General features: G+C 46.7%; 10 protein-coding genes. 7 read left to right on the top strand and 3 right to left on the bottom strand.

Going from position 1 to position 10,205, the window contains the following annotated elements:
* Nucleotides 1–250 precede the first annotated feature (250 nt).
* Nucleotides 251–1,378, top strand: coding sequence for a trypsin-like peptidase domain-containing protein (locus ACLFWI_RS19230; RefSeq protein ID WP_446414243.1), 1,128 nt, complete (start codon nucleotides 251–253; stop codon nucleotides 1,376–1,378).
* Between the two features lie 179 nt (nucleotides 1,379–1,557).
* Here the strand turns inward: ACLFWI_RS19230 and ACLFWI_RS19225 are convergent, their stop codons facing one another.
* Nucleotides 1,558–1,746, bottom strand: coding sequence for a chlorophyll a/b-binding protein (locus ACLFWI_RS19225; RefSeq protein WP_446348078.1), 189 nt, complete (start codon nucleotides 1,744–1,746; stop codon nucleotides 1,558–1,560).
* Nucleotides 1,743–2,759: a succinate dehydrogenase/fumarate reductase iron-sulfur subunit gene (locus tag ACLFWI_RS19220; protein ID WP_446414242.1), complete on the bottom strand. Its 1,017-nt coding sequence runs from the start codon at nucleotides 2,757–2,759 to the stop codon at nucleotides 1,743–1,745. The genes ACLFWI_RS19225 and ACLFWI_RS19220 overlap by 4 nt, the downstream gene beginning before the upstream one ends.
* Before the next feature lie 571 nt (nucleotides 2,760–3,330).
* Here ACLFWI_RS19220 and ACLFWI_RS19215 point away from each other — a divergent pair.
* Both ACLFWI_RS19215 and ACLFWI_RS19210 read left to right on the top strand, forming a co-directional pair.
* On the top strand, nucleotides 3,331–3,744 hold the full coding sequence (locus tag ACLFWI_RS19215) for an AbrB family transcriptional regulator (protein WP_446414241.1): 414 nt from the start codon (nucleotides 3,331–3,333) through the stop codon (nucleotides 3,742–3,744).
* A 105-nt stretch (nucleotides 3,745–3,849) separates the two neighbouring features.
* Nucleotides 3,850–4,692: a CPBP family intramembrane glutamic endopeptidase gene (locus ACLFWI_RS19210; RefSeq protein WP_446414244.1), complete on the top strand. Its 843-nt coding sequence runs from the start codon at nucleotides 3,850–3,852 to the stop codon at nucleotides 4,690–4,692.
* 187 nt (nucleotides 4,693–4,879) lie between these two features.
* Here ACLFWI_RS19210 and ACLFWI_RS19205 read toward each other — a convergent pair whose 3' ends face one another.
* Nucleotides 4,880–5,785, bottom strand: coding sequence for a tRNA (5-methylaminomethyl-2-thiouridine)(34)-methyltransferase MnmD (locus tag ACLFWI_RS19205; RefSeq protein WP_446414240.1), 906 nt, complete (start codon nucleotides 5,783–5,785; stop codon nucleotides 4,880–4,882).
* 308 nt (nucleotides 5,786–6,093) lie between these two features.
* Between ACLFWI_RS19205 and ACLFWI_RS19200 the strand changes: the two genes are divergently transcribed.
* The 4 genes from ACLFWI_RS19200 to ACLFWI_RS19185 all read left to right on the top strand — a co-directional run.
* Nucleotides 6,094–7,968 carry a TPM domain-containing protein gene (locus ACLFWI_RS19200; RefSeq protein WP_446414239.1) on the top strand — a complete coding sequence of 625 codons (1,875 nt, stop codon included), beginning with the start codon at nucleotides 6,094–6,096 and terminating at the stop codon, nucleotides 7,966–7,968.
* 238 nt (nucleotides 7,969–8,206) lie between these two features.
* The gene (locus ACLFWI_RS19195; protein ID WP_446414238.1) at nucleotides 8,207–8,674 is read left to right on the top strand and encodes a hypothetical protein; all 468 of its coding nucleotides are present in this window, start codon (nucleotides 8,207–8,209) and stop codon (nucleotides 8,672–8,674) included.
* 144 nt (nucleotides 8,675–8,818) lie between these two features.
* A complete protein-coding gene (locus tag ACLFWI_RS19190; RefSeq protein WP_446414237.1) occupies nucleotides 8,819–9,364 on the top strand; it encodes a hypothetical protein in 546 nt (181 codons plus the stop codon).
* A gap of 136 nt (nucleotides 9,365–9,500) precedes the next feature.
* Nucleotides 9,501–10,205, top strand: a 705-nt coding sequence (locus ACLFWI_RS19185) for a TPM domain-containing protein (RefSeq protein WP_446414236.1), incomplete at its 3' end; no start/stop codon positions are given.

Below are 10,205 nucleotides of genomic sequence, written 5' to 3'. Positions count from 1 at the left end.
TTAACTCACATATAGGAGTTATCTCACTTTTATTGCCGTAGCTCTCCGTTACATAGAGCAGCCACACCTTATGTATTGGTTAAGGTGGGTTACGCTACGATAACACACCATACCTATAGAGCCTTTGCGTAAGTCCTAATAGAGCAAAAGCGAAAAACCTGACCCACAAAAATTGTCACAGGATTATGATCTAATGATTTGAGCGAATGCCACTATAAAACTAGACCTTGAGGCTTAGTGACCATCAACCATGAGTACCAAACGCTTGCCTATTGCTATATCGGGAATCCTTGCTACTGTGACTGCGATTGGTGCTACGACTCTCCACGCGATCGCACCGATTGACTGGCTGCATCTCCGGCTAGGCTCAACAGTGGCGGTGGCTCAAGATATTGATGAACAAATTAATATTCAGGTTTATCAACAAGCTAGTCCGGCAGTGGTTTCCATTGATACAGTAGAAGGTACAGGCAGTGGCAGTATTATTAGCGCCGATGGATTAGTCCTCACCAATGCTCACGTTGTCGCAGGTTCCCCGACGGTTACGGTAACGCTAGCGGATGGCAGACGCCTGAGCGCGGATGTGGTGGCGTTTGGGGATAATGTAGACTTAGCGGTTCTCAAAATTCGCACTCCTAGCAATTTACCGACGATTTCTCTGGCTCCTCGTCCCGTGCAAGTTGGACAACGGGCATTTGCCATTGGCAATCCGTTTGGCAGGTTTCAAGGCACGTTTACAGTCGGGATTGTTAGCCGTATTGACCAACAAAGGGGCTTAATTCAAACCGATGCCACAATTAATCCAGGAAACTCTGGTGGACCCCTACTAAACTCTCAAGGTGAATTAATTGGGGTGAATACAGCGATTTTAGGCAGTCCTAGCGGCGGGAATTTGGGGATTGGCTTTGCGATTAGCATTGATAGAATTCGCCCGTTTCTGGCGGCTGTACGCGATGGACGTGCGCCCCAAACGGTGCAGCAGCCCAGCCCCTCTCCGACTCACCGCCCCCCCCAACCCTTAGCCCTAAATGGTACAGTGATTCCCGGTCGGCTGGGTCAAGGAAGTCATGTTTTAGCGGACGATAACAGCTTTTTTGACATCTATGCCTTTGAAGGCAGAGCGGGTCAGCGGGTGCAAATTGATATGACCAGTGGGGAAATTGATTCTTATTTAATTTTGCTTGATCCCAATGGTAATGATTTAGCCCAAGATGATGATAGCGGTGGTGGCACCAATGCTCGATTATCGGTGATTTTACCCAGGGATGGGATTTATTTGTTAATGGCAAACGCTTATGAAGCCGGACAAACCGGATCATACAATTTACGGGCGGTGGCGATTGGGGGGAGTTCAGTGACGCAGGATTCTCGTTGGTAGTCAGGGTGTCGGGTGTCGGGTGTTGGGTGTCGGGTGTCCGGTGTCGGGGAGATGGGGAAGCAGGGGGAGCAGGGGAAGATGGAGGAGTTAACTCAAAACGATTACCTGTTTTCTGTTCCCTGTTCCCTAACAAAGAACCAATGACCAATGACCAATGACAAATGACAAATGACGAATAACTAAATCAAACCCAACCAGCCTAATAAACCTTTACCTGTAATCAACTCGATCAGCAATAAAGCCACAAATGCGATCATGGCAAACCGTCCGTTGATTTGTTCGGCGTAAGGTGTCCACCCAAAAGCGGGTTCGGGTTGGTTGGGGGTTTCTGTTGTCGATTTTTCTGGGGTAGGTGTTTGAGATGTCATGATTTTGGTAAAATTTCTTCCTCTGGTGTCTCAGATTTCAAGGTTTGGACAGATTCAATCAGCGATCGCACTTGGGCGGTGTCTTCAGATGCGTCAAATCCTAGGGGGAATTTACCACGGGCGAGCATCCGTAATCCAAGGGGACTTAAACTGAGCATTCCTTTAATATCTCGGAAGAAGTTCGCCACCACTTGGATGCCAAATTTGCGCTCATCAACCCAACCTCCTTGTTTGACCAAATCAATTAAGACTTTGCGATGGCGGATTGAGCGGCTGGCTTGCTTGTCTTTGCGAGTCAGAATTTCTTGTTTAATTTTACCGATTTGATCCATGGGGGCGACATCCATCGGGCAAACGGCGTTACACATTAAACAGCGGGTACATCCCCACACCCCCTTAGTTCCTTGATTGTAGTTTTCCAGGCGACTTTCTATGGCGGTATCGCGAGAATCGGCGACTAGACGTTGGGCTTTGGCGAGGGCGTGAGGACCAACAAATGTGGGATCAACCTCGCGAGCATTACATTCTGAATAACAGGCGCCACACATGATACAATTACCATTCTGATCCAGGCGCGATCGCTCTTGAGGACTTTGTAAAAATTCCCGTTCTGGAATGGTTCGTCCGGCTGTGCTAACGTAGGGTTCAACCGCTTCTAAGTTGTCCCAAAAGCTCCGCATATCCACGACTAAATCCTTAATCACGGGCAAATTACCCAGGGGGGCAATTGTGATTTCCGGAATCTCTGGACGATGATGCTCAGGAATCTGCGCCAATTCATTGCCCACATTTTCTTTACAAGCCAGTGCGGAGCGACCATTGATCCGCATCGCACAGCTACCACAGATTGTGTTGCGGCAATTCTTGCGAAACGCTAACGTTCCATCCTGCTCCCACTTAATCCGATTCAGGCACTCCAGAATCGTCTTTCCTTCCTCCACATCTAACTTGTAAGTCTCGATAGTGGGGGAGGTATTTTGAGTCTGTCGAATGATTTTAAAGGCAACTTGCATAGTGATATGCTCTCTTTGTATCTCAACACCTATATGAAAATTACCACCTTAAGAGGAGTCACAACCAACCCATTGACCATCACCCCCTCATTTCCTGATCGCCCAGAAAGATAGATAGATGAGAAATTTTGCCAGAAGGCACTCGCTCAACTTGTCCGTGAGCATTTAGCCGCGATATTTAGCCAACTGACTACAGTCTAAGACAATCGGCGGTCACTCAGCATTCATCCTTGGGAGTGTTGATTTTCTGCTGATAGATGCTCTCTCCCTTGTGTCTGGTCAAATTTTTCCCAGATGACCTGCCAAATCTCCAGATGGATCACTGATCTGAACATACTTCAGGTTCGATCTTTTGCCACGGAGTCCTATCTTGGTTAAAATTTTAACCTAAGAAGCGGCTTTGGCGTCTCCGGAAAATCCTTATGGCTCAAATTCCTAGAAATTTTAATAAATGATCAAAAAAATCTTGACCAAAACCAGAGATTTAACGATATATTTTTTATATAGCCAAATACACTTGGCAGCATAGGACGTTTACCATCCTGAAAAATAAAGGATAGGCTGTGAAATTATGGCAGAGACACAAGCTAATGCATTAACGGGGAAAGCCTTACTTCAAAAAGTAAAAGAGCTTTCTCACTTGCCTCGGCGAGAAACAGCAAAACGCTGTGGCTATTACTCCGAAAGTAAAACAGGTCAGACCCGCGTCAACTTAACTGATTTTTATGATGCGGTGTTAGCGGCGAAGGGTGTTCCCTTAGATCCAGAGGGAGCAAAAGATGGTCGTGGTCGGGAACCGACGTATCGCGTCAGCGTCCATAAAAATGGTCAGATTGTGATTGGCTCAACCTACACTCAGGAAATGGGATTAAAGCCCGGTGATGAGTTTGAAATTAAACTGGGCTACAAGCATATCCATCTCAAACAGGTGGATCTGGATACATCTGAGGCGTCCGAAGAGGAATTAGAAGCCGCAGGGGTTTGAGGCAGTTCATGCTAAAAAGGATGGGTTATGCAAAGTATCCATCCTTGGCAGCATGAAAGTAGCAGCGCAAAAATTATAGCTCCTCACCGTTTGCCGATCGCGCTTATGGCTATTTTTGATCAGGCAGATAATCCGTGTATTATTTGGCTAATAAGCGCATCGGCGCTGGTAAAAGTCGCGGTTTTTTTTCTGGCTTGGTCTGCGTTGTGGTTGCCTTTAGCCATCGCGATCGCAACCCGACTGAAATGGCATCCTCCTAAACCTTTGGCAGAACAGAAAAAGTTGCCATTTGTCGCTGTTCTTTACCTCATTGCCCCCCTGATTATCTGGGGGGCAACACAGATAGAAGATACATCGTTTCCCGACTATGGCTGGGACTGGACGACGCGGATTTTGATATCCTTAGTCGGGGGATTTGGCGTGGCAATTTTGAGTTTAGGAATCAGCTTTACGGGACAATGGCTAGTAGGCTGGGTGGATTGGCATGGAGAAAATTGGCAGCAATTGACCTGGATTGGACTGCCAATATGTGGAATAGGACTAGGGATTGGATTAATCGAGGAATTGGTGTTTCGCGGGTTCCTTCTGACGGAACTCCAACAGGACTATTCTCTGGCAATAGCGGCGGTAATATCCAGTCTGATTTTTGCTCTATTACATCTGATTTGGGAACAACAACAGACGCTCCCTCAAATTCCTGGATTGTGGCTAATGGGTATGGTATTAGTCCTAGCCCGGTGTGTGAATGGGGGGAGTTTAGGCTTAGCCTGGGGACTTCATGGGGGTTGGATTTGGGGATTAACCTGTCTTCAGGAAGCCAAACTGATTTCTTATACCAGAAAAGGACCGATATGGATAACGGGAATAGGAGATAATCCCTTAGCTGGGATATCTGGTATCGTGTGTTTACTCGGTGTTGCTGCGTTCCTGTGGGGGATTAGTTCTTAGTCATTTGTCATTTGTCATTCGTCCTTTGTCGAAGAGGTATTGCACTCTATCGGGGCGGGTTTAGTGATATCAGGGTGTCAACCAAATGTTAGGGGTAAAACCCGCCCCGACAACAGACGTTCACCTTCTTTGCACAAGGAGGCTCACGCTGTAATATGAGGGATTCAGCGTTACAATTGCTACCTTATCACCCCCTCACCCCCTCACCCCATCTCCCCCATCCCTCTTTCGCCGACCAACGTTTTTGCCAGTGGGAGGTGGGTTCGAGAGTAGAGGCTTGCTGCTCAATTTGCCGCCGTTGCCGAATAATATCAGCCTGATCCGCAAGTTGAGGATCACGATAGGGAATCGCCGCACGGGTTTGCAAATGTTGACGCGATCGCTCTGAGAGAGGGGGTAGAGTAGAAGCGTCAAAACTTGCCACGGTTCCCGGTTGTCGTCCCCCCACAGGGGGTGTCGGACCAATCTTAAATCCAGCCGTTATTAAGCCGCTACGGACAGCCGCCGCACAGGAATAGGTGGCTAGTCTACCTGTTTTGTCACAGCACTTGGCTAATTGCTGGAAAAATTCCACCGTCCATAATTGGGGACAGCGACGGGGAGAAAAGGGATCAAGAAAAATAGCATCAGCTTGAAAGTTCGACTGACGCAATTGCTGGATGCTTTTTCTGGCATCGCCTAAATAAAGTTGTGCCTGAAGCTGATCGGTTTGAACTTGTGAGGTTGTCACCAGACACTCTAGGAGTTCGGGAATTGGCTGATTCCAGCCACTGAGAAAATGATGTGCGATCGCGCTTCGCGGTACACTCAGGTCTAATTCCAGGGCGACTAATTCAACTCGACATCTGGGGTTAATCGTCCAAATCGTTTCTAAAGCCGCCGCTGTATTGTAGCCTAAGCCGTAGCAGACATCCAGCAGACGCACAACCTGCTGTTGGGCTTTTTGCTTCAGGTGGCAAGGTTCCACAAATTTTAACAATGCTTCCGTTTTTGCCCCTTGAGTACTGTGGAAATATTCACCAAACGCTTCAGAAAAGAAGGTGAATGAGCCATCGGCTGTAGGCTGAGGGGTAAAGCTGTGGATGTTTGCCATAGTTTGTCTGATTGATATTCAAAATTCTACCTTCCCCATCTCCCCTATATTCCAGACGTTCCACGCCTTACGTCTCTACAATCTTCCTCACCTTCCCCATCACCTGTTTCTAGATCTTGACCCTTGACAAACCTCACTCAAGGGTACTATAACAGTATTAGCTCACAAGAATGAGAAAAAGTCCGGGATGAGTGAAATGTGAGGCACAGATGGCACCCACTTCATCCCAGCCTCTGGAGACTGATCCAGTTTCGGCGGGTGCATCCTGACTACTTTGGCTAATTTACTTTTTAGAGGAAATTGACATCATGAAAACGATAACCGCTAAAATCAAACAGGTAATTTGGGCAACTCCCTTGTGCCTTACTCTTCTCTCTCCAGTTTCCAGTCAAGCCTTAACCGTTGAAGAGGTTCCTAATCCTCAACAGCTAAATGGTACTTGGGTGACGGATATGGCAAATATTCTCAGTGACTCCACAGAAGCCCAACTGAATCAAACCCTATCTGAGTTAGAAGCCAAAAATGGGACAGAAATCGCTGTGGTGACTGTACCCGAAACAGCCCCGGCTGAGTCTCCCAAAGCATTTACCACGAAACTGTTCAACTACTGGGGGATTGGTAAAGCCGATGAGGATAACGGGGTTCTGTTTCTCATTTCTCAAGGGGATCGTCGGGTAGAAATTGAAACCGGATATGGTATCGAGGCGATTTTACCCGATGCCAAAGTCGGCAGAATTATTGACAGTCAAATTATTCCCAAATTCAAACAAGGGGACTTTGATGGTGGCACATTGGCAGGTACGAAAGCATTAGCGGTGGCGATAGAACCGACAGTGTTTCCTCAAGAATCAACATCAACGTTTCCCTGGCAACTTCCTTTAGGCGGTGCATTAGCATTGGGACTCGGAGTTGGCACTTATGTGAGCAGGCGGCGTCGAGTGTTGGTTAAACCGGAAGGAAAAACCCGCACTCAAGAGCATCCTCACAGCAATCGCCCTTTACACTGTGCTGATTGCAAGCAGCGCTTGGAACAAATTGACGCGATTACGCTGCAATCCAAGCTCACTCAACCGGAAAAAGTGGCGCAAAAAATTGGTAGTATCCGATTTGAAGGCTGGCGATGTCCCCGTTGTCATCCTCACTTAACCGGAGCAGGTGTGCATATTTTTGCCTATATCTCCGACTCATCAGACTTTGGCAAATGTCCCACCTGTAAGGAATTAACCGTTACTCGCAGGATTAAAAAGGTGCTCAAAGAATCCACTTGGAACCAAGAGGGTAAGCAATTGGTGCATCAAGATTGTCACTGTTGTGCTTATCACGAAGAGGTGACAGAAGCGATTCCCTGCTTGACGCCACCATCCAATGCTATCTTCCTCAAACCCAATGCGCGATCGCATGTATCCCGACGCTTGAATCCCGACTGGAATCACTCACCCAAGCATTGTGCCGATTGTAAATATCCCCTGCAACTTATAGGTACTGACGACTTGCAATCCCATCTCACTCCTCCCCAAAAAGCCGATTGTAAATATCCCCTGCAACTTATAGGTACTGACGACTTGCACTCCCATCTCACTCCTCCCCAAAAAGCCGATTGTAAATATCCCCTGCAACTTATAGGTACTGACGACTTGCACTCCCATCTCACTCCTCCCCAAAAAGCCGATTGTAAATATCCCCTGCAACTCATGGGTACTAACGACTTGCAATCCCATCTCACTCGTCCCCAAAAAGTGGCACAAAAGCTGGGAAGTATCCAAATCAATGGTTGGCAATGTCCGAATTGTCAGGGTATTCACATTCGCACTTGTGCCGTAACTTCCGGTAAGTTTTACGAATGTCCTCGCTGTAAAGAATTAACCGTAACCCGTACCAAAAAAACTGTGAAGCAAGCAACAAAAAATAGCACAGGTGAACGATTAGTTATCTACGATTGCCAATGTTGTTCCTATCAAAAACAAACAGCGGAAATTATTCCTTGCATTCCTTCTTACTCTAGTGGTGGTTATAGCGGTGGTTATAGCGGTGGTTATAGCGGTGGTTACAGCGGCGGTGGCGGTGGTTATAGCGGCGGTGGTTATAGCGGCGGTGGCGGTGGTTATAGCGGCGGTGGCTGTAGCGGTGGCGGTGGTTTTGGCGGTGGTTCCAGTGGCGGTGGTGGCGCTGGCGGTGGGTTCTAACCCGTTTGTAGTTGCGCTGTCTTCGCTGTAAATCCCTGCATCACCTACTACCAAACCTTAAATCAGCGCCATTCAGTTAATCGCCACGCTCAGATTGTAAGGACTTATGACAACAATCAACATATTGCATAAAACCTAGGAGTCAACAGTGAGTAAAACACAGACGAATCACGTTCAAGAATTTACAGCTTTCCAACATAACCCAATCAACATCAAAATTTTATCGGAGATTGAAATCATGAAACCTTTTGCACGTCAACTCAAACAGATGATTTGGACAATTCCAGTTTGTCTAACAATTCTCTCCCCTCTTGCTGCCCAAGCCTTAACCGTTGAAAAAGGCACATTAGATGCAACGAGTACTGTAGTCGCTAGTCATACCGCATCTTCTGAAGTCGCCAGTAATGCTACATCATTTGAGTCAAAATCCAAGGTTTATAAATCTTCTGGAGAGGGTTTGCTGGCATTACTCGTACTATTAGGCGTACCAACAGTTGTGATTCTTTTGGCAGCAAATAGTACTAGCAGTTCTTCGAGTCGTCGTTCTTCGAGTCGTCGTTCTTCAAGTAGTGGCTACAGTGGCTACAGTGGCTACAGTGGCGGCGGTTCCACGGGTGGCGGTGGTTCCAGTGGTGGCGGCGGTTCTAGTGGTGGCGGCTTTGGTGGTGGTTCCAGTGGTGGCGGCGGTGCTGGCGGCGGTTTCTAAACTGAATTAATACCTATTCATTGTTGCACAAAGCGTGCCATAAGCGAGTTAAGCGCTTAGGACAAACTCTTAAGTTCAATGGCACTGAAATAAGCCTTCCCATATAACCCAATCAACATCAAAATTTTATCGGAGATTGAAATCATGAAACCTTTTGCACGTCAACTCAAACAGATGATTTGGACAGTTCCATTATGTCTCACTGTTTTCTCACCTCTTGCCGCACAAGCATTAACGGTTAAAAACCTTACCAATTCGCAACCAGTGAATAGCGGTTTTGCCACAGAAATGGCAGCGATTGTTAGTGAAGACACCGAAAACCAAATCAATCCGATTAATTCCGATTTTCCGACGGCTAAAACGAATGCTGGGGTCGCTAGTAATACTACGTCTTTAGAGTCCCCATCTAAGATATATAAATCGTCTGGAGAAACTTTACTGGTATTACTCTTACTATTAGGCGTGCCAACGGTAGTGATTTTTATAATCGCAAATAGTAATAGTAGTTCTTCGAGTCGTCGTTCTTCAAGTCGTCGTTCTTCGAGTAGTAGTTACACGGGCGGCATTTACACAGGCGGTGACTACAGTGGTGGTTCCAGTGGCGGTGGCTACAGTGGTAGCGGCGATTCCGGTGGTGGTAGTTTTGGTGGCGGTGACAGTGGCGGTGGTGGCGCTGGCGGTGATTTCTAAGCAGCCTCCTTTGAGCGAGTTGTCCCCTTATTGATAATCCGAAACATCTGTAGTCCGGAGTGTCGGGGCGACCCGCTTGCACTAATTAAACACTCCATATCGGGGTTTTAATCAATTTTTCTTGGATAATTAAACCATGAAATTTTCAAAACTGCAACACCTAATTGTGGCAAGCCTATTTTGTCTAGCACTTTGCCTATTTCCTTATCTGAGTTATGCCTTAAGTGTACAGGATGTCCCCAATCCGCAACAAGTCAATGGCACTTGGGTGACGGATACGGCAAATATCCTCAGTGATTCGACAGAAACTAAACTTAATCAAATGATTAGTGAATTAGAATCCAAAAACGGTACAGAAATTGCTGTAGTGACTGTGCCAGAAACAGCGCCATCAGCTTCACCCAAAGCGTTTACAACAGAGTTATTTAATCATTGGGGAATTGGCAAAGCAGATCAAGATAATGGTTTACTATTTTTGGTTTCAGTCGGTGATCGTCGCGTTGAAATTGAAACCGGTTATGGGATTGAGCCAATTTTACCGGATGCTAAAGTTGGTAACATCATTGAGAATCAGATTACACCACGATTCAAACAAGGCGATTTTAATGGTGGTGTCTTGGCAGGAACAAACGCGCTGGTGAGTGTTTTGTACAGTGGCAGTACTCAGGCTATATACCCAGTTGATACTATAACTGTGCCTCAGCGAGGTGCTATTTTACTAATTAGTATATGTGCTATCTTGTTGTCATGGTTTGAATACCACCAGTTCAAGAAAATTAGTGCTCCAATTTTGCTCAAACCCATGGGGCGATCGCGCCTCCATAGCGTCAGTGATTCTAAG

Origin of the sequence: Coleofasciculus sp., from assembly GCF_046539235.1 — a bacterium.
GTDB lineage: Bacteria > Cyanobacteriota > Cyanobacteriia > Cyanobacteriales > Coleofasciculaceae > Coleofasciculus.
This window is presented reverse-complemented; position numbering and strand designations above follow the sequence as displayed.